Annotated in this window: 23 protein-coding genes and 3 tRNA genes; 14 read left to right on the top strand and 12 right to left on the bottom strand. The window is 64.0% G+C overall.

The window, feature by feature from the left end:
* Positions 1–27: 27 nt before the first annotated feature.
* Positions 28–1,338 carry a tRNA (N6-isopentenyl adenosine(37)-C2)-methylthiotransferase MiaB gene (miaB, locus tag CWE16_RS11260; RefSeq protein ID WP_236629728.1) on the bottom strand — a complete coding sequence of 437 codons (1,311 nt, stop codon included), beginning with the start codon at positions 1,336–1,338 and terminating at the stop codon, positions 28–30.
* A gap of 171 nt (positions 1,339–1,509) precedes the next feature.
* Between miaB and CWE16_RS11265 the strand changes: the two genes are divergently transcribed.
* Positions 1,510–2,610, top strand: a complete 1,101-nt coding sequence (locus CWE16_RS11265; protein ID WP_131595480.1) for a dipeptide epimerase — start codon at positions 1,510–1,512, stop codon at positions 2,608–2,610.
* Positions 2,610–3,686: a DUF1611 domain-containing protein gene (locus CWE16_RS11270; RefSeq protein ID WP_131595482.1), complete on the top strand. Its 1,077-nt coding sequence runs from the start codon at positions 2,610–2,612 to the stop codon at positions 3,684–3,686. The genes CWE16_RS11265 and CWE16_RS11270 overlap by 1 nt, the downstream gene beginning before the upstream one ends.
* 45 nt (positions 3,687–3,731) lie before the next feature.
* Here the strand turns inward: CWE16_RS11270 and CWE16_RS11275 are convergent.
* Positions 3,732–3,804: transfer RNA gene (locus tag CWE16_RS11275), tRNA-His, on the bottom strand.
* A 109-nt stretch (positions 3,805–3,913) separates the two neighbouring features.
* Between CWE16_RS11275 and CWE16_RS11280 the strand changes: the two genes are divergently transcribed.
* From CWE16_RS11280 to CWE16_RS11290, 3 genes are read left to right on the top strand one after another with little or no spacing between them, the layout of a single operon-like run.
* Positions 3,914–4,291: a DUF4359 domain-containing protein gene (locus tag CWE16_RS11280; RefSeq protein WP_236629716.1), complete on the top strand. Its 378-nt coding sequence runs from the start codon at positions 3,914–3,916 to the stop codon at positions 4,289–4,291.
* Positions 4,288–5,583 (top strand): amidohydrolase family protein, encoded by a 1,296-nt coding sequence (locus CWE16_RS11285; protein WP_131595486.1) that lies wholly within the window; start codon positions 4,288–4,290, stop codon positions 5,581–5,583. Before CWE16_RS11280 ends, CWE16_RS11285 begins: the two co-directional genes overlap by 4 nt.
* Positions 5,584–5,607: 24 nt before the next feature.
* A complete protein-coding gene (locus CWE16_RS11290) occupies positions 5,608–6,948 on the top strand; it encodes an FAD-binding oxidoreductase (RefSeq protein ID WP_131595488.1) in 1,341 nt (446 codons plus the stop codon).
* A 40-nt stretch (positions 6,949–6,988) separates the two neighbouring features.
* Here the strand turns inward: CWE16_RS11290 and CWE16_RS11295 are convergent, their stop codons facing one another.
* From CWE16_RS11295 to murA, 5 genes are all read right to left on the bottom strand, one after another.
* On the bottom strand, positions 6,989–7,543 hold the full coding sequence (locus tag CWE16_RS11295) for a pentapeptide repeat-containing protein (RefSeq protein WP_131595490.1): 555 nt from the start codon (positions 7,541–7,543) through the stop codon (positions 6,989–6,991).
* Positions 7,544–7,567: 24 nt separating this feature from the next.
* A complete protein-coding gene (locus tag CWE16_RS11300; protein ID WP_236629717.1) occupies positions 7,568–8,788 on the bottom strand; it encodes a bifunctional folylpolyglutamate synthase/dihydrofolate synthase in 1,221 nt (406 codons plus the stop codon).
* Complete coding sequence (locus tag CWE16_RS11305; RefSeq protein WP_131595629.1) at positions 8,785–9,969, bottom strand: aspartate aminotransferase family protein; 1,185 nt, start codon at positions 9,967–9,969, stop codon at positions 8,785–8,787. The genes CWE16_RS11300 and CWE16_RS11305 overlap by 4 nt, the downstream gene beginning before the upstream one ends.
* Before the next feature lie 8 nt (positions 9,970–9,977).
* Positions 9,978–10,059: transfer RNA gene (locus CWE16_RS11310), tRNA-Leu, on the bottom strand.
* A gap of 41 nt (positions 10,060–10,100) precedes the next feature.
* Positions 10,101–11,399, bottom strand: a complete 1,299-nt coding sequence (murA, locus tag CWE16_RS11315) for a UDP-N-acetylglucosamine 1-carboxyvinyltransferase (protein ID WP_131595492.1) — start codon at positions 11,397–11,399, stop codon at positions 10,101–10,103.
* Between the two features lie 157 nt (positions 11,400–11,556).
* Here murA and CWE16_RS11320 point away from each other — a divergent pair.
* From CWE16_RS11320 to trpC, 5 genes are all read left to right on the top strand, one after another.
* A tRNA-Leu gene (locus CWE16_RS11320) sits at positions 11,557–11,640 on the top strand.
* 30 nt (positions 11,641–11,670) lie between these two features.
* Positions 11,671–11,919: a hypothetical protein gene (locus CWE16_RS11325; protein ID WP_131595494.1), complete on the top strand. Its 249-nt coding sequence runs from the start codon at positions 11,671–11,673 to the stop codon at positions 11,917–11,919.
* Between the two features lie 26 nt (positions 11,920–11,945).
* Positions 11,946–12,800, top strand: coding sequence for a TrmH family RNA methyltransferase (locus CWE16_RS11330; protein ID WP_131595496.1), 855 nt, complete (start codon positions 11,946–11,948; stop codon positions 12,798–12,800).
* The gene (gene lpdA, locus CWE16_RS11335; RefSeq protein ID WP_131595498.1) at positions 12,797–14,239 is read left to right on the top strand and encodes a dihydrolipoyl dehydrogenase; all 1,443 of its coding nucleotides are present in this window, start codon (positions 12,797–12,799) and stop codon (positions 14,237–14,239) included. Before CWE16_RS11330 ends, lpdA begins: the two co-directional genes overlap by 4 nt.
* A 3-nt stretch (positions 14,240–14,242) precedes the next feature.
* Positions 14,243–15,127: an indole-3-glycerol phosphate synthase TrpC gene (gene trpC, locus CWE16_RS11340; RefSeq protein ID WP_131595500.1), complete on the top strand. Its 885-nt coding sequence runs from the start codon at positions 14,243–14,245 to the stop codon at positions 15,125–15,127.
* Positions 15,128–15,205: 78 nt separating this feature from the next.
* Here trpC and CWE16_RS11345 read toward each other — a convergent pair whose 3' ends face one another.
* From CWE16_RS11345 to CWE16_RS11355, 3 genes are all read right to left on the bottom strand, one after another.
* On the bottom strand, positions 15,206–15,805 hold the full coding sequence (locus tag CWE16_RS11345) for a superoxide dismutase (RefSeq protein ID WP_131595502.1): 600 nt from the start codon (positions 15,803–15,805) through the stop codon (positions 15,206–15,208).
* A gap of 64 nt (positions 15,806–15,869) precedes the next feature.
* On the bottom strand, positions 15,870–16,469 hold the full coding sequence (locus tag CWE16_RS11350; RefSeq protein ID WP_131595504.1) for an FKBP-type peptidyl-prolyl cis-trans isomerase: 600 nt from the start codon (positions 16,467–16,469) through the stop codon (positions 15,870–15,872).
* A 38-nt stretch (positions 16,470–16,507) separates the two neighbouring features.
* Positions 16,508–16,837 carry a phasin family protein gene (locus tag CWE16_RS11355; RefSeq protein ID WP_131456218.1) on the bottom strand — a complete coding sequence of 110 codons (330 nt, stop codon included), beginning with the start codon at positions 16,835–16,837 and terminating at the stop codon, positions 16,508–16,510.
* A gap of 55 nt (positions 16,838–16,892) precedes the next feature.
* Here CWE16_RS11355 and CWE16_RS11360 point away from each other — a divergent pair, with 55 nt between their 5' ends.
* Positions 16,893–18,419 carry an apolipoprotein N-acyltransferase gene (locus tag CWE16_RS11360; protein ID WP_131595506.1) on the top strand — a complete coding sequence of 509 codons (1,527 nt, stop codon included), beginning with the start codon at positions 16,893–16,895 and terminating at the stop codon, positions 18,417–18,419.
* Here CWE16_RS11360 and mnmA read toward each other — a convergent pair.
* Entirely contained in the window at positions 18,340–19,506 is a 1,167-nt protein-coding gene (gene mnmA / locus CWE16_RS11365; protein ID WP_131595508.1) for a tRNA 2-thiouridine(34) synthase MnmA, read from the bottom strand. The two genes, CWE16_RS11360 and mnmA, sit on opposite strands and share 80 nt — an antisense overlap.
* Before the next feature lie 99 nt (positions 19,507–19,605).
* On the opposite strand from mnmA, the gene CWE16_RS11370 reads away from it, so the two are divergent.
* Positions 19,606–21,138, top strand: a complete 1,533-nt coding sequence (locus CWE16_RS11370; protein ID WP_236629718.1) for an NAD(P)H-hydrate dehydratase — start codon at positions 19,606–19,608, stop codon at positions 21,136–21,138.
* Between the two features lie 167 nt (positions 21,139–21,305).
* Complete coding sequence (locus tag CWE16_RS11375; protein ID WP_131595512.1) at positions 21,306–22,244, top strand: RpoD/SigA family RNA polymerase sigma factor; 939 nt, start codon at positions 21,306–21,308, stop codon at positions 22,242–22,244.
* A 23-nt stretch (positions 22,245–22,267) separates the two neighbouring features.
* Here the strand turns inward: CWE16_RS11375 and pdhA are convergent, their stop codons facing one another.
* Entirely contained in the window at positions 22,268–23,359 is a 1,092-nt protein-coding gene (gene pdhA, locus CWE16_RS11380) for a pyruvate dehydrogenase (acetyl-transferring) E1 component subunit alpha (RefSeq protein WP_131456226.1), read from the bottom strand.
* Positions 23,360–23,405: 46 nt separating this feature from the next.
* Here pdhA and CWE16_RS11385 point away from each other — a divergent pair, with 46 nt between their 5' ends.
* Complete coding sequence (locus tag CWE16_RS11385; RefSeq protein WP_131595514.1) at positions 23,406–25,523, top strand: ARC6/PARC6 family protein; 2,118 nt, start codon at positions 23,406–23,408, stop codon at positions 25,521–25,523.
* The last annotated feature ends 39 nt before the right edge of the window (positions 25,524–25,562 follow it).

The following is a 25,562-nucleotide window of genomic DNA, read 5'->3' on the forward strand; positions in this document are numbered from 1 at the left end:
CCTAGGCGGGCGGGAGCGCCAAAGGTATCAGCCGCTGACAGGGGTGCCACTGAGGGAGAAGGAGCGCACCGCGTCAATGCGGACCTTCACGGTGTCTCCGGGTTGGAAGCTGCGGCCATCCTCAGACCGTGCACTGAAAAAGGTGAGCCGGTTGGTCCGAGTCCGTCCCATCAGCTGGCTGGTGTCCTTGGGATTGATGCCCTCAGCCAGCACGTCCTCGATCCGGCCGGCATACCGGGCATTGCGCTCGCGGGCCGTGCGCTCCACGAGGGCGTTCAGTTCCTGCAGACGAGCCACCTTCACGTCTTCGGCCAGTTGGTTGTCCCAGTCGGCCGCCGGCGTGTTCGGCCTCGGTGAATAGGCCGCCGTATTCACCTGATCGAAGCCGATCGATTCGACAAGATTGAGAGTGCGCCGGTATTGGGCGTCGGTCTCTCCAGGGAAGGCGACAATCACATCGGCACTGATCGCTGCATCGGGCATCCGCTCCCGGATCCGGTCAATGATGCGCCGATAGCGCTCCACCGTGTAGCCGCGCGCCATGGCACGCAGGACATCGTTGTCGCCGCTTTGGAATGGGATATGGAAGTGTTCGCACACCTTGGGCAGATCCGCACAGGCATCGATCAGCCGTTCGGTGAAGTAGCGGGGATGGCTGGTGGCGAAGCGCAGACGCTCGATGCCCTTCACGTCATGCACCTGGTGGAGTAGGTCCGTGAGGGTGTGTTGGCGACGGCCCTCGCTGGTGATCCCGGGTAGATCCCTTCCGTAGGCATCGATGTTTTGCCCCAGCAGCGTGATTTCCTTGAAGCCCTGGGCTGCCAGTCCCTCCATCTCGAGTCGGATCGCCTCCGGGAGCCGTGATTGCTCCTTGCCGCGCACCGAAGGCACCACGCAGTAAGTGCAGCGTTCGTTGCAGCCGTAGATCACGTTCACCCAACCGCAGATCGTGCTGTCGCGGCGGGCGGTGGTGATGTCTTCGAGGATGTGGTGCTCTTCGGTGGCCACCACCTGCTGGCCGCTGTCCACCTGTTGGAGGAGCGTTTCCAGGCGGTTGGCATGTTGGGGGCCCATCACCAGGTCGAGTTCGGGCACGCGGCGGAGCAGCGACTCACCCTCCTGCTGGGCCACGCAGCCAGCGACGACCAGGGTGAGATTGGGATTGCTGCGTTTGCGTTGGGCCTGCCGGCCTAGATAGCTGTAAACCTTCTGCTCGGCGTTGTCTCGGATCGTGCAGGTGTTGTAGAGCACCAGATCGGCTTCAAGCTCTGCGCTGGCCTCCCTGTAGCCCATCGACTCGAGGATGCCCGCCATCCGCTCGGAATCGGCCTTGTTCATCTGGCAGCCGAAGGTGGTGATCCAGTAGCTGCCCCGTTGCGTGGGGCTGCTGATGGGGGAGGCGGAGACGGTCAAGGTGGACGGCGTTCCGGTGAACCGGTGTGGGCTTTGCTCCCATCAGTGTCGGATACGACGGTGCTGTGCCAGTTTGAGGATCGGTGCATTGATGGGATGGGCTGGGCCCTGCGGCGATTCCCCCTCTCCAAGGCTGTGCCTCTGGCGATCAGTCGGGGCACGACCGCGTCAGTGGAGCATCTGTTGCTGCAGCTTGAGGCAGAGGGCTGCATCGGTCTGGGGGAAACCGGTGGTTTCGACACCGGCCATCGCCACTACGCCATCGATGCCCTTCAGGTCGAGTTGGAGTCGGTGCTGCCTCTGCTCGACTCCCTGGATCCTGCCGATCGCGGGGCAATCGCGGATCGGATCGCTCCCCTCTCACCCCCGGCTCGGTGCGCCATCGACCTCGCCCTTTGGGACTGGTGGGGCAAGCGACTTGGCCAGCCCCTCTGGCGACTGCTGGCCCTGCCGGTCGAGAGGCCCATTGAGACGTGGGCTGTCGCCACCAGTGTCACCCTCGGCCTGGCCTCGGTGGACCGGGTGCTTGAGCGACTTCAGCGTTGGTGGCAGCTGCTGCCGGCTTCACGGATCAAATTGAAGCTCGGCAGCCCGGATGGTCTCGACCACGATCGGGCCCTGCTGGAGGCCGTGGCAGAAGCGATCGAGCGGGAGGGACAACGCCGGCAAGAGCCCTTGGAGCTGCAGGTGGATGCCAATGGAGGCTGGACGCTGGACCAGGCCCGGGGGATGGTTAGCCACCTTCAAGCCCATGGGGTGGTGCTGCTGGAGCAACCCCTGCCGGCTCAGGTCGATCCAGAGGCGGACCGCCTTGCCTTTGCAAGGTTGAAGCCCGATTGTCCGCTGCCTCTCGTGGCGGATGAAAGTTGCTGGGATCTGACCGATCTGCTTCGGCTTGCCCCCCATGTCGATGGGGTCAACCTCAAGTTGCTCAAAACCGGAGGCTTGAGTGAGGCCCTGCTCATGGCCCTGGTCGCCCATCGCCTCAATCTGGCGCTGATGGTGGGTTGCTATTCCGACAGCACCTTGCTCAATGGAGCCGCCGCCCAGCTGTTGCCCTTGATTCGTTGGCCGGATTTAGACAGTCATCTCAACCTTGTCGATGATCCCTTCACGGGCTTACCCATCAGTGCGGACCGCCTGGGAGTGCCCAGGACCCTCGGCCTCGGGATTGATTGGCAGGAGGTGAGACTCTGATGCTTAGCGCTGACCATCCCGTGGTGCTTCTCCAGCACGGTGGGCTGGATTCACTCACCGGCAAGACCGGTCTGGCGATGCTTCGGCACCGTCGCGGCCCGATCGTGGCTGTGATTGATCCGGCTCATGCAGGGGCAGACCTCGAGGCAGTCACAGGGATTCCGCGCGCCGTGCCGGTGGTGGCAGATCTCCGGTCGGCTCTCCCCTTTGGTCCTGCGGTGGCGGTGGTGGGTCTGGCTCCCTCGGGGGGGCGCTTGCCGGAGCCGGTGCGGGCCGATGCTCTGGCGGCCCTCCGGGCTGGCCTCAGCCTGGCCAGTGGCCTGCACACCCGCTTGGCAGACGATCCCGAACTCAAAGCGGCCTGCCGGCCCGATTGCTGGATCTGGGATCTGCGCTGCGAACCCCCTGGTCTTGTGGTGGCCCAGGCCAGGGCAGCAGCCCTTCCCCAGCAACGTGTGCTGGCGGTGGGCACCGACATGGCGGTTGGCAAGATGAGCGCTTGTCTGGCCCTGCAGGCCGCGGCCGAACGTCGTGGCCTGCCGAGTGCGTTCATCGGGACTGGTCAGGCGGGGATCCTGATCAGTGGGGCCGGTGTGCCGCTGGATGCCGTGCGAGTGGATTACGCCGCTGGGGCGGTGGAGGCCGCTGTTCTGCAGGGGGCGGAAGCCCTGCCGGTGGAAGGGATGGTGTTGGTGGAGGGGCAGGGCTCCCTTTGCCATCCGGGGTCCACGGCCACGCTGCCCCTGCTGCGGGGGAGTCAGCCCACGGCGTTGCTGATGGTGCATCGGGCCGGACAGGGCACGATCGAGCGGCTTCCTGAGGTGCCCTTGCCCCCGCTGGCGGAGCTGGTGCAGCTCTGCGAAGGTCTCGCTGCGATCGCCCGCCCTGTTCAAGCGGGGCCGCCTGCCAAGGTGCGGGCGCTGGCGCTGAACACCGCACGCCTGGAGCCGGCGGAGGCGCAACAAGCCGTGGACGCGATCGCCGCTGAACTGAATCTGCCCTGTGCGGATCCCCTCCGCATGGTTGCTGGCTGCCATGGCGCCGACCTGTTGCTCGATGCCTTATTGACGCCCTGAGCCAAGGGGGACGAGGAGTGCCGAAGCTCTCATCTGGTTGAAAAGGGCGAGCGAGGGGATTCGAACCCCCGAATAGCGGCGCCACAAGCCGCTGCCTTAACCACTTGGCGACGCCCGCCGCGTCGGTAAGAATCTACCAACCTGCCCACAGCACTCTGTCGCCCGACTTCCCTCAGCCCTTCTCGAGCAAGAGACCTGGGTTTAGTCAGGCACAGCTGGCCTGCGGGGTGATCGTTCTGGCTGCCGGCAGTGCCCTGGTGGTGACCAACCCCTCCATGGGTGATTACAAGCAGCACGCTGGTGCTCAGCTGGTGCGACTCGCCACCGAGGAGCTGTGCGACCGCCAGGGGTTGCCGATGGTGCTGCGCCTCTGGATCCGAGACTGTCCCCGTCTGGTGGCTGATCAGCGTGCCGGCCTGGAAACCCTGGCTGGCCGTTTCACGCAGCGTCTCAATCTTGGTGTGGCCAGCGTGTTCACCACCAGGGTGGGCGGTCAGGATCTGCTGCCGTCGCTGCGATTGCCGGGCTACACGATCACCACCCTGGGCCTGGCCGGTCATTTCATCACCCTCAGCAGCCGCGCTGACGGGGGGCGGCTGGAGTGAATCGTTCCTTCAGCTCCACAGTTCAGCAGGGTGGCGCAGGTGGAACGATCAGGGCCTGGGTGCCCGATCTGCTGCTTCAGCTTCCGGAGCAGGCGAGGCCGCGCTCGAGCGCTGAAGGATTGGTCGCCGCGGAGCTGGATTGGCAGGGGGGTGTGTTCACGGCACTGCGGCCGATCAGCGCCGAGCATTCGCCGCCGGACGGCATGGTGCTGCCGCGCCTGGTGGAGCCCCATGCCCATCTCGACAAGGCCTTCAGCTGGTCGGAGCATCCCAATCTCAGTGGCACCTACGACGGGGCGATGGCGGCCAATCGGCGGGAGCACCAGACCCGCACGGCCGAGCTGGTGCATGCCCGCGGTGAACGGGCTCTGCGTTTGGCCTGCCGCCATGGCCTCAGAGCGATCCGCAGTCATATCGACAGCCTCGGGCCCGGTGCCGTTTGTAGCTGGGAGGCCCTGCTGGATCTGCGCCAGCACTGGCGTGATCGCATCGACCTGCAGCTGGTCGCCCTGTTGCCGGTGGAGCACTGGTCAAGCTCCGATGGGCAGCGCCTGGCGGCCTGGATCGCCTCCCGGGGCGGCTTGCTCGGAGGGGTGATTCCATCCCCGTGCCCAGTTCGGAAGATGCGTGCTGCCCTGCGTCGCTTGCTGGAGCTCGCCGAGGAGCTCGGCTGCGGGGTGGATCTGCATATCGATGAGGCCGATGCTTACCCTGCCGCCGGAGTGGGACAGCTGCTGCGAAGCATGAATGGGCTGTCCCTGTCTGTGCCGGTCACTTGCAGCCACGCCAGCAGCCTGGCCCTGCTTGGGGCGGAACCGCTGCGACGGCTCGCGGATCGGATGGCGGAGCATCAGCTTCAGGTGGTGGCCCTGCCCCTCACGAACGGTTGGCTGCTGGGTCGTCAGGGAGACAGCACGCCCTATTGCCGGCCCCTGGCTCCGATTCGTCAGCTCCAGAGGGCCGGTGTGCGTGTTGCAGTGGGAGGCGACAACATTCAGGACTGCTGGTTCCCTGGCGGTAACCTCGATCCCCTGGCCTTAATGGCTGCCAGCTTGTTCAAGGCGCATCTGGCTCCTTGGGAAAGGCTTGGACTGGAACCCTTCAGCAGCGAAGCAGCCCGGTTGATGGGGCTCATCTGGGATGGTGTTTTGCGGCCTGGAGCACCGGCTGATCTGATGCGTCTCGAGGCGTCCAGTTGGTCTGAGGCGCTGTCGGAGCCGCCCCGTCGGCGCGTGTTGATCAACGGTGAATGGCTGGACCCATTCCCGGGTCACGCAGAGTTGCAACACTGAGCGCAGCGACCGCGGGTCAAGGCCATGGAACCGAGAGTTCTGGAGGGATTGCTCGAGGAGCTCACCGGGCTGGAGCAGCTGAGCGTTTGGCGTGATCCCGCTGATCTGGAGCGATTCTCCCGTGATGCGTACGACTATTCACCGGTGCTGCTCGAGCGGCTGAGGAGCTGCCGTGCCGATCTGGTGGTGCGACCTGAGAGCGTTGCTGCCGTGATGGCGGTGGCTGCTACCTGTGCACGCCATCAGGTGCCGCTCACCCTTCGGGGAGCGGGGACGGGGAATTACGGCCAGTGCGTGCCTCTCGAGGGGGGGGTGGTGATGGTGATGACAGCCCTGAATCGTGTGCGCGCCATCGAGGCCGACAGCGGCGTGGTGGAGGTGGAGAGCGGTTGTCTGCTCAAGGAGTTGGATCAGTCTCTCGGCGCCCACGGTCGTCAGCTCCGCTTGCTGCCGAGCACCTGGCGCAGCGCCAGCGTGGGTGGCTTCATCGCCGGGGGATCCGGCGGTATCGGTTCGGTGCGCTGGGGATTCCTCAGGGATCCAGGTCATCTGCTCGGCCTTGAGTTGGTGACCCTGGAGCCGGAACCCCGGTTGCTGCGGCTTGATGGGGCCAATGCCGAAGCCCTCAATCACGCCTACGGAACCAACGGAATCCTCACGGCTCTGCAGCTGGCCACGGCGCCGAGGGTGCCATGGCAGGAAGTGAGCATCGACTGTGATGACTGGGGAGATGCCCTGCAGTTGGCCACGCTCTGTCAGCGCTCCGCCCTTGAGCTGCATCTCTGCACCCTGCTCGATCGATCGATTGTCGATCGGCTGCCCCCTTGGAGTGGCCCCGCGGGTGGCCGTCATCGCTTGCTGCTGCTGGTGGCACCTGATGGTGTTGCCACGCTTGAGCGTCTTGCCGCCCGCTCCAACGCCATCATCGTACGAATCGGGGCGGAGGCTGCCCACCGCGGCAACGGTCTGCGGGAGCTGAGCTGGAACCACACCACGCTGCACTGCCGAAGCGCAGAGCCCGGTTGGACCTATCTGCAGATGCTGCTTCCCCAGCCAGAACAGGCTCTGATCGAGGCCTTGCGGGTCGACTGGGGGGATGATCTGCTTTGGCATCTCGAGGGGGTGCGCCATTGGGGTGGGGCCCGCCTGGCCGCCCTGCCACTGGTGCGTTGGCGCGGCGTTGAGGCTCTGGACCGCTTGATGGCGCAGTGCCGTTCCCTCGGCGCGGTGTTGTTTAACCCCCATGTGCTCACGGTGGAGGACGGGGGGCTGGGGGTCATTGATGGTGACCAGGTGGCGGCCAAGGCTCGGTTTGATCCCAAGGGATTGCTCAACCCAGGAAAGCTGAGGGGCTGGACGGGCTGATGGGCCTTAACAGCTGGTCTGCCTTAACATCTGCTTTGCTTTAACAGCCAAGACTGTCGCGGGTGGCCACGCCAGTGCCGGGGTGGACGCCCTCTGCGTCTTGGCATAAGCGGCGCACATCATCACGATCCAGCAGGGCATCGCTGAAATCTGCCCCTTCGATGCGGGCCCCGGCGAAGCTGCTCCCGGATGCAATCACGCCGCTCAGCAGCGCCTCTCGCAGGTCGGTGCCCGTGAAATCAGCCCGGTCCATCAGGGCATCTGACAGATCGGCGCCTCTGAAATCAGCATCAGCGAAAGCCCCCTGGGTGAAGATGGCTCCGTGCAGATCGGCAGCGCTGAAATCGCCGCCTCGGCCCACGGCGCCGGCAAACGATGTGTTCCTCAGGTCCTGACCATGGAAGTCATGGCCGCTTTGATTGGTAAGGGTGTAATCCACCCGCTCCTGAAACAGTGCCTTGTCCTGAAGGCCCACTCCAGAACTGGTGTCCAACGCTTGCACTGCTTCGATGGGGCCAACGGCCAGGCCGATCAGGAGTGCGCTGATCAGGAAGTGGTTCAGCCAGCGGCGTAGCGACAGCAAAAGGTTTGGCATGACGGGCGCGCGGCGGCAGGGTCTTCACTCTGCCCGGAGAAGGCCGCGCCCGAGCAGATCCCCAAGCAGATAGAGCGATCCGGCAATCACCGGACGCGCCTGCGGCCATCCCGCCTGTTCCAGCTGCTCCAGGGCGGTTTCCACTGGCTCGTGGCCGTCGGCCTCTCGCAGCTGGCTTGCGAGTTCTGGGCAAGAGGCCTTGAGGGCCTCTGCGCTCCAACTGCGGTGGCCGTTCACCGGCACGATCCAAGCGCTGTCCTGGGGTTGCAGCAGGCTGCGAAGCATCGCTGGAGCCTCCTTGTGGCTCTGGATGCCCAGAATCCAGTTCAAACCCAGACTCTGACCGCTCCAATGGGCGCGCTCCCCTGCGAGTCGCTTGGCCGCTGGCGGATTATGGGCGCCATCCACCAGAACCTGTCGCTGGCGCCAGAGCAGTGGTTGAAGACGTCCTGGCCATCGGGCCGCGGCGAAGCCGTGGCGAATGCTGGCCGCATCCATCGGCCAGCCTCGGGCGGCGATCTGCTGCAGCACCTCCAGCGCCACAGCGCCGTTGTCCCGTTGCCAGATGCCATCCAGCCCTAGCTGCCAGTCGGCACCCAGGGGGCTGACTTGAATCAGTTGGGCTCCCACCTGATCGCAGCGGCGGGCGAGCACGGCGTTCACCTCGGCTGCCTGGGGGGCGCTGATCACCGAGGCACCGGCTTGGATGACGGCCGCTTTCTCTTCCGTCACCGCCGTCAGCGTCCCCCCTAGATGCTCACAGTGATCGAGGCCGATCGAGGCCACCGCCACCAGGGGGCGATTCGGGTGGGCCGTGGTCGCATCCAGGCGTCCGCCCAGGCCAGCTTCCAGCACGAGCCATTGAACGGATTCGGCTTGGAAGTGAATCAGGGCCGCGGTGATGAGCAGCTCGAAAGGCGTGAGGTTTTCCTGGCGCGCCAGCGGCTGAAGCTCGATCAGTCGTTGGCGCAGGGTTTCAGGCCGGATGGTCTGCCCATCCACGCGGATGCGTTCGCACCAGTCGATCAGATGGGGAGACGTGGTGAGACCGGAGTGGATGCCGGCCGCCGTGAGGGCGCTGTGAATCAGCGTGGCAATGGAGCCCTTGCCGTTGGTGCCTACCACCTGCACCGCGGGGATGCTTTCGGTGGGGGATCCCAGCTGCTTCAACGCACGGTTCATCCGCGCCAGGGAGAGATCCATGCCCCGCTGATCAAACGGCGGGAGCAGATCGTTGAAATTCACGCCTGCAGGCTCTCCAGAGCGGCAGCAAGGCGGCGAATCAGACTCGTCACCTCGCGGCGATTGATCACCAGCGGTGGCACCATCCGCACCACCTGTGGACCGGCCGCCACAAGCAGTAACCCCTGATCAAGGGCTGCTTTCACGACGTCGGCTGCTTGGAACGATCCCTCCTCCCGCAGCACGAGACCTTGCAAGAGCCCCCAGCCACGTACGCCGCTGAGTTGGTCGGGATGACGTGCTACCAAGGTTTGCAGACCGGTTCGCAGCTGCTCGGCTCTGGCATCGACATTGGCCAGTAGGTGACGACGTTGGAGCTCCCTGGCCACGGTGAGTCCGGCGCGACAGGCAAAAGGATTGCCCCCGAATGTGCTGGCGTGGTCACCTGGCTGGAAATGGTCGGCGTGCTGCTGCACCAGCAGGGCCCCGATCGCATGTCCACCGCCGAGGCCCTTGGCCAGCGTGAAGGCATCCGGTTCGATGCCCAGCTGCTCGTAGCCCCAGAGACAACCGGTTCGACCCATGCCCGTTTGCACCTCATCGAGGATCAGCAGGATCTTGCGCTGGCTGCAGTGCTCCCTCACGGCACGGAAGAAGTCGACTGTGCCGGGATTGACACCGCCTTCGCCCTGGAGCGGTTCGAGCAGAACTGCTGCCACACGCGGACCATTGGCCTCCATCCGGTTGAGCAGAGCCTCGAAACCGTGGAGGTCGTTGTAGGGGAAGGTCTCGAAACCTTCCACCATGGGTTCAAAGCCCGCGTGATACCGGGGCTGCCCCGTGGCGCTGACCGCTGCCAGGGTGCGCCCGTGAAAGCTCGATTGGGCTGTGAGGATCACGGGGCGATCGATACCGCGGACGGTGTGACCGTGTTTGCGGGCCAGCTTGATGGCCGCTTCATTGGCTTCAGCGCCTGAATTGCAGAAGAAGACGCTGTCAGCACAGCTGTGATCCACCAGCCAACGGGCCAGATCTTCCTGCTCCTGAATCCGATAGAGATTCGACACATGCTGCAACCGCCTTAGCTGCTGGGACAGAGCCCTGCGCATCGCCGGGTCGCTGTGGCCAAGGGTGCAGGTGGCGATGCCAGCCACTGCATCGAGATAACGCCGGCCGCGGTGATCGCGCACCCAGCAACCCTGACCACGCACAAGGGTGATCGGGAAGCGTCCGTAGGTGCCCATCACAGCAGTGGGAGCGGTGGGACTTGAACCCACATGCCCGAAGGCGCTCGATTTTGAGTCGAGTCCGTCTACCAATTCCGGCACGCTCCCCTGTCGCTGATGTTATGCGAGCGCCCTCTGATCCGTACCGATCAGTCCTCGCGGCGTTGCAGCTGGGCGCCTGTGGCGCAGAGCTTGGCCTCGATGGTGTCGTAGCCACGATCGAGATGGTTGAGCCCTGACACCTGGCTGGTGCCGCGGGCTGCCAGACCAGCCAGCACCATTGCAGCGGCGGCCCGGAGATCGCTGCCGGTCACCGGTGCAGCGGTGAGCTGAGGCACCCCTTCCACCACGGCGGTGTTGCCTTGCAAGCGGATCGAGGCACCCATGCGCTGCAGTTCGGCCACGTGTTGCATGCGGTTTTCGTAGATCTTTTCGGTGATCACACTGGTGCCGCGAGCGGTTGTCAGCAGGGCCATGAACGGCGCCTGCAGGTCGGTTGGGAATCCTGGGAAAGGTTGCGTTGTGAGATCGACACCCTGGATCTCGCCTGGGGTGATGGTGATGCCCTCCTCGTCAATGTCGAGCTGGCAGCCACAATCGCGAAGCTTTTGGAGCACAGCGCTGAGGTGCTCAGGGACCACGGGGGCAACCCTGAGGGTGGAGCGAGTGATCGCTGCAGCGAGCAGGAAAGTGCCGGCTTCAATCCGGTCGGGGATCACCGAATAGGTGCAGCCGTGCAACTCAGTGACGCCCTCAATGGTGATGGTGGGACCGCCGGCACCGCTGATCCGAGCACCCATGGCATTGAGCATGTTGGCCAGGTCTTGCACTTCCGGCTCTTGAGCCGCGTTTTCAATCACGCTGGTGCCTTCGGCCAGAACGGCTGCCATCAGGATTGTCTCGGTGGCTCCGACGCTCGGGCAGTCAAGAACGATCGAGTCACCTTTGAGGCGACGACGGCGGCCGGGGACGGCGGCGGAGACCACGCCATGCTCCACATTCACAACGGCTCCGAGGGCCTTGAGGCCACGGATATGTTCCACAACAGGGCGGGCACCGATGCGGCAACCACCGGGCAGGGGCACCCGGGCACTCCCAAGGCGGCCAAGGATGGGGCCGATCGCAAAGAAGCTGGCCCGAAGACCATTGACGAGTTCATAGGGAGGTTCGCCGTGCAGAAGCTGTTCGGCGTGAATCTTCACGGTCTCGCCGTCGCGCTGAACACGCACACCCAGGGCTTCAAGAATCTCCGACATTCCATCGATGTCGGTCAGTTGCGGAACGTTTTTGAGGACGAGAGGCTCGCGGCAAAGCAAGGCAGCAGTCATCAAAACAAGGGCTGAATTTTTGGCGCCACTCACGCGCAACTCACCCTTGAGGGGGCGTCCTCCTTGGATCTCCAGGTGCGGCTTGAGAATCTCCTGAGACACGGGCGCCGCAGCCGGCATAGCTTGAAGACCTTAAGGAGACGTCCCATGTTGGCAAGGGTGTTTGAGACCGTCTAGACGGCCGGCCCGCAAACTGGATCGCATGCGGAGTGAGCCTTCTGATCAGAGGGAGGTCGATGCCGTATGTTCGATCACGTCGCCTGCGCGACACACGCCCGCGGATGTGGCGGAATTGGTAGACGCGCTAGTTTCAGGTACTAGTGGCAGCAATGTCGTGGGAGTTCAAGTCTCCCCATCCGCACTATTTTGAAAGGGTTGCCCAACCCAAACCATGATTGTCCTGAAGATCTCCAACTCCTCAGAGGTGGTGGCAGCCAAAGTTGGCAAGTTGTTGGAGTTTTTGACACCTGAATCGATTGATCAAAACGCTGTTGAAGATCAGGTGATCAAGAAGCTGGTTGAAAATTTGTCCGCCGAAGGCATCAAGGGTGAGATCGCCGCTGTGAAGGGCATTGACCTCCAGGGTCAGGAGCTCAGCCTCCATGACGGCATGAAGGTGCGCAAGCACGAGTCGTTCTGAGCGCCCACGACCCGGTCGCTCGTGCGATGGAGAGTCCGCTGATCACCAGCCGGCGTAATCCGTTGGTCGCGCGCCTTCGGGCGCTCGCAGCCCGTGCCGGACGGGAACGCGAGGGGTTGCTCTTGCTGGAGGGCACCCATGGCTTGCAGGAGTTGCAGGGTGCTGAAGCGGCCGTTCATGTGACCGAACTGGTCGCCACTCCCGACTGGATCAACCGTCATCCTCAGCTGCTGGAGGGGTGGTCATCAGCCCTGCGTGTGCACCAGGTGAGTGAGACGGTGTTGCAGGCCTCCTTATCCACGGTGCATCCCGACGGGGTGGCGTGTCTGCTTCCGCTCTCGGCGTTGCCTCAACCCCCGGCCAAGCCCGAGTTTGTGCTTGCTCTGGATCGCCTCCAGGACCCAGGCAACCTTGGAACGCTGCTGCGTACAGCCCTGGCGGCGGAGGTGGAGGTGGTTTGGCAGGCTTCCGGCGCGGATCCGTTCGGTACCAAGGTGGTGCGGAGTTCCGCTGGTTCCATTCTTCGATTGCCAGTGGAGCGCTTCGGGCCTGGGGAGGACTCAGGGGTGCGCACCTTGGCTGAGAAACTCCAGGGCTTGCGGGAACGGGGCGTTCAGGTCGTCGCCACCCTCGTGCCCGGAGCTCGTGTCGATTGTTCCGTGGTTCCCTACTGGGAGCTGGACTGGACACGACCCACGGCGCTGGTGCTGGGGAATGAGGGGGGCGGGCTTCACGGCGAGCTGCTGGCCTGCTGCAGCCATGGCGTCACCCTTCCCCACAGTGCAAAGGTCGAGTCGTTGAACGTGGCGTCGGCCGCCGTTCCACTCCTGTTGGAACGCCGACGGGCGACAATGACCGCTCCAACGCAGCTGACCGGGTGAGCGACGCCAGTTTCGACTTTGATGTCATCGTGATCGGCGCCGGCTACGGCGGCTTTGATGCCGCCAAGCATGCAGCCGAGCATGGGCTGCGCACGGCGATCATCGAATCCCGCGACATGGGCGGTACCTGCGTGAACCGTGGCTGTGTGCCGTCGAAGGCGCTCCTTGCGGCCAGCGGTCGCGTACGCGAACTCGCGGATGCAGAGCACCTCGCTGGTTTCGGAATTCATGCGGCACCGGTGCGTTTCGAGCGCCAGAAGATTGCGGATCACGCCAACCAGCTCGTGGCGACCATCCGTAGCAACCTCACCAAGACGCTCGAGCGTTCTGGGGTCACGATCATCCGCGGTAAGGGCCGCCTGGAGGGCAGTCAGCGGGTGGGCGTGCGTGAAATCAATGGTGTTGATCGGGTGCTCACGGCCCGCGATGTGATTCTGGCCACGGGCTCCGATCCATTTGTGCCGCCAGGCATCGAAACCGATGGCCGCAGCGTGTTTACCAGTGACGAGGCGGTGAATCTGGAATGGCTGCCCCGCTGGATCGCGATCATCGGTAGCGGCTACATCGGCCTCGAATTTGCCGACGTCTACACCGCCCTCGGTTGTGAGGTCACGATGATCGAAGCGTTGGATCGGGTGATGCCCACCTTTGATCCCGACATCGCCAAGCTCGCTGCCCGCAAGCTGATCGATGGTCGTGACATCGATGCCCGCTCAGGCGTGTTGGCTCAATCCATCAAGCCTGGAGCACCGGTGCAGATTGAGTTGGTGGAGATGCAGACCCGTGAGCCGGTGGAGACCCTGGAGGTGGATGCAGTCCTCGTGGCCACGGGCCGGGTGCCAAGCAGCAAGGGGCTCAACCTCGAGGCCCTTGGCGTTGAGACCCATCGAGGCTTCGTTCCGATTGACGACAGCATGCGCGTGCTGGTGAATGGCCAGCCCGTTCCCCATCTCTGGGCTGTCGGCGATGTGACCGGCAAGTTGATGCTGGCCCATACGGCAGCAGCCCAGGGCACCGTGGCCGTGGACAACATCCTTGGCCATTCCCGACAGATTGATTACCGCAGCATCCCGGCCGCCACCTTCACCCATCCGGAGATCAGTTCGGTGGGTCTGAGTGAGGTGGATGCCAAACAGCTGGCCACGGACCAGGGGTTTGAGCTTGGCGTGGTGCGCAGTTACTTCAAGGCCAACTCCAAGGCTCTCGCTGAACTCGAGAGTGACGGCCTGATGAAGCTGCTGTTCAACAAAGCCAGCGGTGAGGTGCTCGGTGCCCACATTTATGGATTGCATGCGGCTGATCTGATTCAGGAGGTCGCCAATGCCGTCGCCCGTCGTCAGAGCGTGCGGCAACTGGTCACCGAGGTGCACACCCACCCAACCCTCAGCGAGGTGGTGGAAGTGGCCTACAAGCAGGCTGCTGCAGCTTTGGGGGCCTGAGCGATGGAAATCCGGCGCCGTCCCCCGAATCCGCGGATCCAAGTGGCTCACCTGGAATACGCCATCCCCCACGCCGAGGAGGAACCCCGCCACATTCTCGAGAAGATTGTTTGGGAGAAAGACCGGGAGATTGAGGCAGCCCGCCAGCGGATGCCTTTGGATCAGTTGAAGAGCAAGGTGGCCAAGCTGCCGCCATCCCGGGACTTTCTTGCGGCCCTGCGTGCTGCGCCAGTGCTTCCAGCAGTGATTGCAGAAGTCAAGAAGGCCAGCCCCAGCAAGGGAGTGATCAGGGAGGACTTTGACCCTGTGGCGATCGCCCGTGCCTATGCAGCCGGTGGCGCGAGCTGCCTGTCGGTACTCACGGACAAAACCTTCTTCCAGGGAGGTTTTGAGGTGCTGGTGGAGGTTCGCGACGCTGTGGATCTGCCCCTGCTCTGCAAGGAGTTCATCCTCAGCCCTTACCAGCTGTATCAGGCCAGGGCAGCAGGTGCCGATGCCGCTTTGCTGATCGCGGCCATTCTGAGCGATCAGGATCTCACTTACTTGCGCAAGGTGGCCTCCAGCCTTGGGCTCACGGTGCTCGTGGAGGTTCACGACGCTGACGAGCTGGAGCGGGTGCTCAGCCTGGGGGGCTTCCCTCTCATCGGCATCAATAATCGAGATCTCACTAGCTTCGAGACGGACCTGGCCACGACAGAAACGCTCACGGCCCAGTTCGGGGAGCGACTTCAGGAGCAGCAGGTTCTGCTTGTGAGCGAATCGGGTCTGTTCAGTCGCGCCGATCTGGATCGGGTTCAGGCCGCTGGTGCAGGGGCTGTGTTGGTGGGCGAAGCGCTGATGCGCCAGCCGGATGTGGAAGCCGGATTGCGCACCTTGATCGCGGGCTAACCGACCTGCTGAGCCACCAAAAAAAGCCCCCGCAACGCGGGGGCTTTGCTGAAGAGCAACGAACGGGCTGCTACGCGGTCAGGCGGCTGCCAGGTTGGCAGCCACGAAGTCCCAGTTCACCAGCTTGTCGAGGTAGGTGGTGATGTAGTCAGGGCGACGGTTCTGGTAGTCGAGGTAGTAGGCGTGCTCCCAGACATCCATGGTGAGCAGAGCCTTCTGACCATGGGCCAGGGGCAGGTCGGCGTTAGCGGTTTTGGTGATCTTCAGGGTGCCGTTATCCAGCACCAGCCAGGCCCAGCCGCTGCCGAATTGGGTTGCGCCGGCAGTCTTGAACTGTTCAACGAAAGCCTCGTAGCTGCCGAAGTCAGCGTTGATCTTGTCGAGCAGTGCACCACTGGGTTGGCCGCCGCCACCTGGCTTCATGCACTGCCAGTAGAAGCTGTGGTTCCAGACCTGAGCAGCGTTGTTGAACACACCCGCCTTGCTGGCATCACCGGCCACTGCGGTGATGACCTCCTCGAGGCTCTTGTTGTCGAGGTCCGTTCCCTCAATCGCCTTGTTCAGATTGGTGACGTAGGCGTTGTGGTGCTTGCCGTGGTGAAATTCCAGGGTGGAGCGGGAGATGTGCGGCTCCAGGGCATCCAGGGCGTAGGGCAGCTGGGGAAGGGTATGGGCCATGGGAATGACGTTCGGCGGCGGGATCCTAACGACAGCCCTGCCGCCATAGACGTGCTCCGGCGCCTCAGCCCTTCACCTCCAGCAGTTCCACTTCAAAGATGAGGGTGGCATTGGGGGGAATGATGCCGCCTGCACCACGGCTGCCGTAGCCGAGATCGGGGGGAATCACGAGCTTGCGCTTGCCGCCGACTTTCATGCCGGCCACGCCTTCATCCCAGCCTTTGATCACACGACCAGCGCCAAGGGGGAAGCTGAACGGTCCGCGGTTGTAGCTGCTGTCGAATTCCTTGCCGTTCTCAAGCGTGCCGCGATAGTTCACAACAACGGTTTGTCCGGCGCTGGCTTCGGCACCGGTTCCGACCACGAGGTCGGTGATGCGAAGGCCGCTGGCGGTGATTTGCGGTTTTTCGACGCTCATGGGCCCGCCCAGGGCGGAGGCATCGGCCTGATTGGAGTCGGCTGCCATGGCAAAAAGTGTGGGGTTGGGATCCTCAGGATCCAGCTCCATGGGTGCGGATGCCGCGGCTGAGGGCGCGCTCTTCTCCAGGGCAGGAGCAGTGGCGGCCATGGCAGGGGCGATGGTGGATGGGGCCACGATCTGGCTGACAAGCGCCACTATCAGGCAGGCCACGCAGACGGCAGAGCTGATCAGAATGTCGCGCACGGATGCTGGATTGGGGGGAGGAGCTGATTGTTGCAGGTTCACTCCTGGCGTTCACGCTGACGCAACTGTTGCTCAAGGCGGTCAATCCGGCCGCGCAGTTCATCCAGTTCCCGCTGGCTGGCCAGGCCGAGGTCTTGCAGCAGGTTGTCGCGATTGCGCTCGAGATTGCGTCCCATCTGCTGCTCCAGTTCAGGGGTTTCCCCCCGGAGAGCCTTGAGCACATCGTCCACCAGTGCACTGGCGTGGGAGGGATCCAGCCGACCGCTGCTCACCCACTCCTGGGTCACATAGCGAAGTCGATCCGCCACAAGAGTGGTGGTGCCCAGGCCTCGCAGCAGCAGCTGCTGAAGGGGGTTGGCGGTCTCCATGGCTGATCCCGATCCGGTCCTGCCATCAGGATGGCTTCGCGCGTCGCCGCTGACCATGGGCAATGACCGATCCTTGGCCCTGGTGCAGGGAGGGCTGGGTGGCCTGCTGGCTGGTCTGACCCTTGGCTTGCCGGGGGGCTGGTGGCTGGGGGGACCGCTGTGGATGATCCCAGCACTGGCGCTGCTCTGGTCGGCCCAGCGTCGTCCTGTAGCGGCAGCGCTCTGGGCAGCGGTGGCTGTGCTGGTGAGTCATCGCTGGCTGCTGGCTTTGCATCCGCTCACCTGGATCGGGGTCCCGGCTCCCTTGAGCCTGCCGTTGGCCCTTTTGATCTGGGGCTTTTGCGCTGCTGTCGCCGCTCTGTTGCTGGCGGTCTGGGCGGCCCTGGCGACCTGGATCGACAGCAGCCGCTTCGGCTCAGCTCTCTTGCTGGCCGGGGTGTGGGGCCTGATGGAGACCGCCCTCTCCCGTACCCCTCTGTTTTGGATCGGCGTGGGGGGCTCGCTGTTGCCGGCGGATCCCTGGTTCGCCGGTTTGGCCCGCTGGATTGGTGCCGGAGGGCTGGCGGCCCTGTTGTTGCTCATGGGCTGGTGGCTTTGGCGGGGTGTGCGCTTGGTGCAGTTGCGGATGCAGGGCTGGCGCCTCTGGTTGGCGGCTGGGCTCCTGGTGTTGCTGCTGGCCCATGGCCTCGGTGGGCGTCTTCTTGCTTCTGGCCCTGAGCCGGTTCTGGGCTGGCGAGTGGCCCTCTGGCAGCCAGCGATTCCGACCCGAGAGAAGTTTCAGCCTGAGCAGCAGGCCCGTCAGGCCGCCGGCCTGGAATCGGCTCTTGAGCAGGCTGCCCTGCAGGGGGCCGATTGGTTCGTCGCTCCTGAGGGAACCCTGCCCCTCGATGCCCGTCTGCGCAGTCCAGCTCCCCTGCCCCTGCTCAGCGGTGGTTTCCGCTGGCGGCAGGGGCGTCAACGCAGCGCGTTGCTGCTGATTCCAACGGGTGCAGAGCAGCCCAGTGCCGCCATCGACAAGCACAGGCTGGTGCCCCTCGGTGAATGGCTGCCCGACTGGCCAGGGCTTGGAGCCGGTCTGTCCGCGGTGGGTGGTGTGGAGCCCGGCCCGCCCTCACGCTTTTGGCGGTGGTCAGGGCCACCGGCCGCTGTGGCCATCTGTTACGAACTCAGCAACGGCGCGGCGATCGCCAGGGCGGTGGCGGAGGGGGCCCAGTGGCTGCTCACCATCGCCAACCTCGACCCCTATCCCGTGCTGCTGCAGCATCAATTCCTGGCACTCGCGCAATTGCGCAGTCTCGAGACCGCCAGGCCTCTGCTCAGTGCCGCGAACACCGGGCCAACCGCCACCGTTTCGGCCAATGGTCAAACCCAGTGGCTGCTTCGACCGGGTGTCTCCGGGCTTGCCCTTGCTGAGCTGCATCCCCAGCAGGGAGGCACGGGGTATGTGCGCTGGGGGGAGGGGCCCCTGGGGCTGATCACCCTGTTGGCGGCGCTCGCTGTGCTCAGGCGGCGTTTTGCTGGATCAGGCCGCCCCCCAGCACCCGCTCCCCCGCGTAGAACACCGCCGCCTGGCCGGGGGTGATCGAGAACTGCGGCTCCTCAAAGCGCAGGCGAACCCGTTGGGGGCGATCGGCGGCTGCGTCGTCAGCGGTCGGTTCAATCACCTCCAGTTGGGCGGGTACCGGCTGGCTGCGGTACCGCACCTGCACCTCCACCGTGAGGCCCTCGCCGATGGCAGGGGCTGGGATTGAGACCCAGTTCACAGCGCCGACGCTGCAGCCCGTTTCCCCGGCGTCCGCGCGGGGGGCGACCACCACTTGGTTCATGGCTGAATCAAGGCGTACCACGTGCAGTGGCTCGCTCCAGGCCACCCCCAGACCCTTGCGCTGGCCAATGGTGAAATGCTCGATGCCGTCGTGCTGCCCCACAACGGTGCCATCGCGCAGCACGATCTCCCCCTGGCGGGGGGGCAGGTAAGCATCGAGAAACGCGCGCATGGAGCCATGGTGATCCGCCAGACAAAGGTCCTGGCTCTCCGCTTTTTTGGCGGTGCGTAGACCATGGCGTTCCGCTTCGGCCCGCGTGTCGCCCTTGGTCAGCTCTCCAAGGGGGAACACCAGGCGGCCCAGGGCCTCCTGCGGCAGGTCGTAGAGGAAATAACTCTGATCTTTTTGGCTGTCGAGGCCTCGCAGCAACTGGTGGCGGCCGTTGTCGCTCTGATCACCATGGCGGATGCGGGCGTAATGGCCTGTGGCGATCCTGGAAATGCTGCGCTCGTCCTGCGCCCAGCGGAGCATCGGGCCGAATTTCACTTCACGATTGCAGCGGGAACAGGGGAGTGGTGTGACGCCGTTGCCATAACCCTCCACCAGGAAGGTCACGATCTGCTCCTTGAAATGCTCTCGGAAATCCACCACATGATGCGGAATGTCGAGCTGCTCGCAGATGCCTGCCGCATCCACCAGCCCCTCGGCGCAGCAGGCGCCCTTGCCGCTCATCAACCAGAGGGTGAGCCCCTCCACCTGCCATCCGGCCTCCACCAGGAGTGCAGCGGTCAGGGAGCTGTCGACCCCGCCCGAGAGACCAACCGCGACGCGGTGCTCACCAGGCCAGAGGCGCAGGCGTGCGAGGGCCTGTTGCCCTGCATCGGTGGCCGGAGCTGAACCCATGGGCGGTTGTGTCTGATCTCTCCATAGTGAGGTCCCGGCTGCCTGTTCGTGTCCTGGCCCTCACCCGACGCTGATCACTGGTTGGTGAGTTCGGAGCGGATGACCACTCTCGAGCGGGAGTGGCTCTCCAGCGGCCTCCCTGTTGCGGCGTTGATGGAGAAGGTGGGCTTGGCGATGGCCGCCTGGTTTCTGGCCCGCCCAGAACTCCTGCGTGAGGGTGTGCTCGTGCTCGTGGGGCCGGGCCATAACGGCGGTGATGGTTTGGTGGTGGCCAGAGAGTTGGCTCAGGCTGGCGTGGCGGTTCGCCTTTGGGCGCCCCTGCCGATTCGACAGCCCCTCACCGAGCAGCACTGGAGCCATGCCCGCTGGCTTGGGCTGCCTGTGCTTGAGGCGGATCCAGACCCGTCGGACCCGATGCTTTGGATCGAGGCGCTCTTCGGGCTTGGTCAGCATCGGCCTTTGCCGGAATCCCTGGCGGTTCTGTTCCGTGAGCGCGAGCAGCATCGACCCGGACGCCTGGTGAGCCTGGACGTGCCCGCAGGCCTGGATGGAGACACGGGCATCCCCCATTCGGGGGATGCGGCGGTGGCCATGGCGACCTTGACGGTCGCGCTGATCAAGAGGGGGCTGGTGCAGGACTCGGCCCTTGCCCATGTGGGGACACTGCATCGGCTGGATGCCGGCATTCCCAACCGTCTGTTGCCCGATGGCTCCACGGCGGAATGCCTTGGACTGATGCCCAGTGATTTGGACGCTCTCTCCTGGCCTCAGCCATCACGGAGGGCCATGAAATACGAGCGGGGGCGAGTGTTGCTGGTGGTGGGCAGCGATCGATACCGAGGGGCGGCTCTGCTCGCCTTGCGGGGTGCACTAGCCAGCGGTGCTGGCAGTGTGCAGGCGATCGTGCCGGAGTCGATCGCGCCATCCCTTTGGCAGCAGGTCCCGGAGGTGGTGTTGGCGACGGCTGTTCCAAGTAATGCGGCTGTTCCTCGCCAGGCGGATGGTGGCAGCGCGGCGGATGGTGGCATGGCCTGGGCTGAAGCCCTCGCGCGTCAGGACATCGGACGTCTGGATGCCTTGCTGATCGGACCTGGTCTTGGCTCAGCCTGCAGCCCCTGGGATCGGGCGGCAGCTCCCTTGCTTGCCTTCCCCGGTGTGCTCGTTCTCGATGCCGATGCCCTCAATCAGTTGGCCCTTTCGGATCAGGGCTGGCGCTGGCTGCAGCGGCGCCGCGCAGTGACTTGGATCACGCCCCATGCCGGGGAATTCCGTCGACTGTTCCCTCAGATCGATCTAGACAACCCGCTGCTGGCTGCCATGGAGGCAGCCGCGTCTTCCGGTGCTGTGGTGCTGCTGAAGGGTGCCCACAGCGTGATCGCCGCACCCGATGGCAGTGTCCGCCAGCTTGTTGAGACGGATGCCCATGTGGCCCGCACCGGCCTGGGTGATGTGCTGGCCGGCCTCGCCGCTGGCTGGGCGGCTCAGGGATCGGTCATGGAGTGGCAGGCGGAACCGTTGGCTGCTGCTGCATTGATGCATGCGACGGCCGCAGCGCGCTGCCGTGGTTCGAGTGCTGCCGGGGATGTGGCGGCCAGCCTGGCGCGCCTGATTCGTCAGCTGCAATCGCAGTAAGTGGTTGATGCAAAAGCTGCATGCGCGTTCATCACGCCATTGGATTGGCTCCCTTGAGCAGGCATTTGTGTCGTTTTCCTTTCATGAATCTGAAGGGTTGCTGAAAACACATGACTGCTTCTGGTTTTCATAGGAAAGTCTTTTCACGCACATCTTGCGGAGACGCAATGGCATCCCTCGCAGCGGGTCTTGCTGAGACTCAAAAGCGACGCAGCAGTGATCCAATCAGTTGGTATCTCGCAACAATTGGCCGTATTCCTCTGCTGACTCCTGCTGAGGAGATTGAGCTTGGTAATCAGGTGCAGGCGATGATGCGTCTCACCGAAGATGGAGCTGTGCCGGCGGATTCGGAATCGCACAGTGCTCAGGATCGCCGGATGATTCGTGTCGGCAAGCGCGCCAAGGAGCGCATGATGAAAGCGAATCTTCGCTTGGTTGTCAGTGTTGCAAAGAAATATCAGGGAAAAGGTTTGGAGTTGCTTGACCTGATTCAAGAGGGTTCTCTTGGCTTAGAGCGAGCTGTTGAAAAATTCGACCCCACCCGTGGTTACAAATTCTCCACCTACGCCTTTTGGTGGATTCGTCAGAGCATGACCCGGGCGATTGCTTGCCAATCCCGCACGATTCGCCTGCCCGTTCACCTGAGTGAGCGGCTCACCACGATCCGCAAGGTGACCCTCGATCTCGCTCACAAGCTTGGGGCGATGCCGAGTCGCATGGAGATCGCCGAGGCGATGGAGATGCCGATGGACGAGCTTGACTCGTTGCTGCGTCAGGCCCTGACCACCAGCAGTCTTGATGCTCCTGTGAATGGGGAGGAGGGACGCAGCTTTCTTGGCGATCTCATTGCTGACAGCAATTCCGATGAGCCGCTCGACAAGGTGGAGCAATCGATTCACCACGAACAGCTCGGCCGTTGGCTCACCCACCTCAGTGAGCAGGAGCAGCACGTACTCGCTTTGCGTTTCGGCTTGAATGGCAATGAGCGCCACACCCTTGCCGACATCGGCCGTCTGATGGAGGTGTCTCGGGAGCGGGTGCGTCAGGTGGAGCTCAAGGCCCTCCGCAAGCTGCGCAATCTCACCCGCAGGATGCCGAGCCTCTGAATCAGTTGCTTGTCACTTGCTGATCAGTCTTCGGCCCAGATGTAACGGGTCAGTTCCGAACCATCGGGTTCTGGAGCTGCGAGGGCGAAGTCAACGCAATCCTGCACTTCGGCGTCGATTTCTTTTTCGATCGCGCGTAGATCCTCGCTGCTGGCTAAGCCTGCACCCACCAGATCTCGCTCCAGAGCCTTGAGCGGGTCGCGCTGGGCCCAGAATTGCTTCTCTTCCTCTGCCCTCAGCTCGTCAGGGTCGGCGAGGGAATGGCCACGGAAGCGGTAGGTGAGGCACTCGAGCACGGTGGGGCCTTCACCAGCACGGGCGCGCTCCAGAGCCCTTTGGGTGGCAGCGCGCACGGCCAGAACATCCATGCCATCCACCTCTTCACCGGCCATGCCGAAAGCGCCGGCCTTGCGCCAGATCTCTGGGTCACTGGTGGCGCGGTCATGGGCCATGCCAATCGCCCACTTGTTGTTTTCCACCACGAAAATGATGGGCAGCTTCCAAAGCTGGGCCATGTTCAGGCATTCAAAGAACTGGCCGTTATTGCAGGTGCCGTCCCCGAAGAAGGCCGCTGTCACCGCATTGCTTGAGGCATCACCAAGGGCGTCGCGCTTGTAGCGGCTCGTGAAGGCGGAGCCCAGGGCAACCGGAATCCCCTCACCGATGAAGGCATAACCACCAAGCAGGTGATGCTCCTTGGAAAACAGGTGCATGGAGCCGCCCCGGCCCTTGCTGCAGCCGGTTTCTTTCCCGAACAGCTCACTCATGACCTCCCTGGCCGGGACTCCAGCGCTGAGGGCGTGCACGTGATCGCGATAGGTGCTGCAGAACCAGTCGTGCTGGCGCTTCATGGCACCGATGACTCCGGTGCTCACCGCTTCCTGCCCGTTGTAGAGGTGCACGAAGCCGAACATCTTGCCCCGGTAGTACATCTCGGCGCACTTGTCCTCAAACCGTCGCCCCAGGGTCATGTCCCGGTAAAGGGCAAGTCCTGTCTCCCGATCCACCGTGGCCCGCTGGGCCGTCACAAGCGATGAAAGCCTTTCGGCATGGGGGCCCGCCATGGAGGCGCTGGCGCCGGAAAGAGCGCTATCCATTGCGATGTTTTGGCTCATCCCAGGCCTTTCGTGATGGTCAACTTTAAGGGTCAGCCCACAGGGAATGGGCAAAAACCCTGACACTGCCTACAGTCTGCAGCCAATGGCTGCATCGCAGTTGGACTTGCCGATCGATCATTTCCGCCTGCTAGGCGTCAGCCCATCGGCCGAGGCTGATGTCATCCTGCGCACGCTGCAGCTAAGAATCGATCGCGCCCCTGATCAGGGGTTCACCCATGAGGCCCTGCAGCAGCGGGCGGAACTCCTGCGGCTTTCGGCTGATTTGCTCACCGATCCTTCCCGTCGCAGGGAGTATGAGGCGACCCTGATGGAGCTGGGTCGTGATCATCCCGGTGATACGGCTGGTCTCGACCTTCCCTCCAGCCGTGAGGTGGCAGGTCTGATCCTGCTGTTGGAGGCCAATGCTCCCCACGAGACCTTCCAGTTGGCCCGCCAGGCACTGCAGCCGCCGCAGGCTCCGGCCTTAGGAAGTGGCCGAGAGGCTGATCTGGCCCTGCTGGCCGGCCTGGCCTGTCGCGCTGCTGCTGAGCAGGATCAGGAGCGGCGGCGCTACGAGTCGGCTGCCGTGCTTCTGGGCGAGGGGCTTCAGCTTCTTCAGCGTGTTGGAAAGCTGCCCGAACTGCGTCGCATTCTTGAGCAGGAGCGAGATCAGCTCACCCCTTACCGGATCTTGGATTTGCTCAGTCGTGACCTGGCTGAACAGGTGGCAAGGCGCGAAGGACTTGAACTGCTCGAGCGCTTTGTGGAGAGGCGTGGCGGACTGGAGGGAGATCCTCAGGCCGTTCTGGGTCAAGGATCTGAACCAAGCCCTGAGTCGGGCATGCCCCAGGGGGAGTTTGAGCTGTTCTTCCAGCAAATCCGCCGCTTTCTGACGGTGCAGGAACAGGTGGATCTGTTTGAGCGCTGGCAGGCCCAGGGCTCCGCTGATGCGGCATTCCTTGGGGTCATGGCGCTGACGGCTGCTGGTTTCTCCCGTCGCAAGCCCGAGCGACTCGATCAGGCGCGCCAACGGCTTCGTGACCTGGCCCTCGAAGGGTTGGACACCCGTCCGCTGCAGGGCTGTCTTGACCTGCTGCTCGGCGATGTGGAGCATGCCCAGGGGCATTTCCAGGCCAGCACCGACGCTGAATTGCAGCAATGGTTGCAGCGCCATCCCGGAGACGATCTGGCGGCCCTCTGCGATTACTGCCGCTCCTGGCTGGGGCGCGATGTGTTGCCGGGATACCGGGACGTGGATGCCGAGGCCATTGACCTCGAAGCCTGGTTCGCCGACCGGGATGTGCAGGCCTTCGTGGAGCGTCTCGAGCGGATCGAGGGGAGGCAGCGCCCTGCTGGGTTTGACTCGACCCCAGCCTTTGGTCTCGATCCGGATGGCACGCTGCCCCTGGAGATTCCTTCGGCTGGAGACCCGTTAGCCGATTCCGCCCCTTGGCCCGGTCAACCAGCTTCGCTAGCCTCCATGGGTCTGGCTTCAGGAGCGGATTCAGGGTCTGAGGAGTCTGCTGCAGGATTGAGCTGGCGTGAGCGGTTGGATCAACTGCCCCGTCCCAGCCGTCCGGCGCTGCTCGCGTCCGGGGTATTGGCGGTTGTGGTGGCCGTCGTGGCAGCGCTCAGCCTGATTGGCCTGCGTCGTGAGGCGGAGCCCAGCCGTCTCAAGCCCGAAGGGCAGCCGCCAACAGAGCAGAACAAAGCCGAGCCAACCCCTGGGCAGCCGAAGGCGGCCCTGCGGCCTGAACAGGGCAGCCAAGGCTCTCAACCGTTCCAGCCGCTGAACGCCGATTCCCCTAGCGAAACCCAGCTGCAGACCCTTTTGCAGACGTGGCTGGATCGCAAGGCGACCGTTCTTGGCGGCGGGACTGTGGCGGATGTTCAACTCGACGCGGTCGCCCGCGATGGGCTTGTGTCGCAGGTGCAGCAGGAGCGCAGTGTCGATGCAGCCGCTGGCGAAAGGCAGACGGTGGAGGCTTCGATTACCTCCCTCGAGCTGGTCAGCCGAACGCCGCAGCGGATCGAACTCAGGGCCCGCGTCGCTTATTCCGATCAGCGCGTTGATGCTGCAGGCAAGGTGATCGAACGCACGGCTGCGACCACCCTGCCGATTACCTACATCCTTGGCCGAGACGGCGACACATGGCGTCTCCACGCCTATATCCCCGGCTGAAGACCGGGCTGAGGCGGCGGCTTTTTACGATCAGGGATT

The organism is Synechococcus sp. BS55D, assembly GCF_004332415.1.
GTDB lineage: Bacteria > Cyanobacteriota > Cyanobacteriia > PCC-6307 > Cyanobiaceae > Synechococcus_C.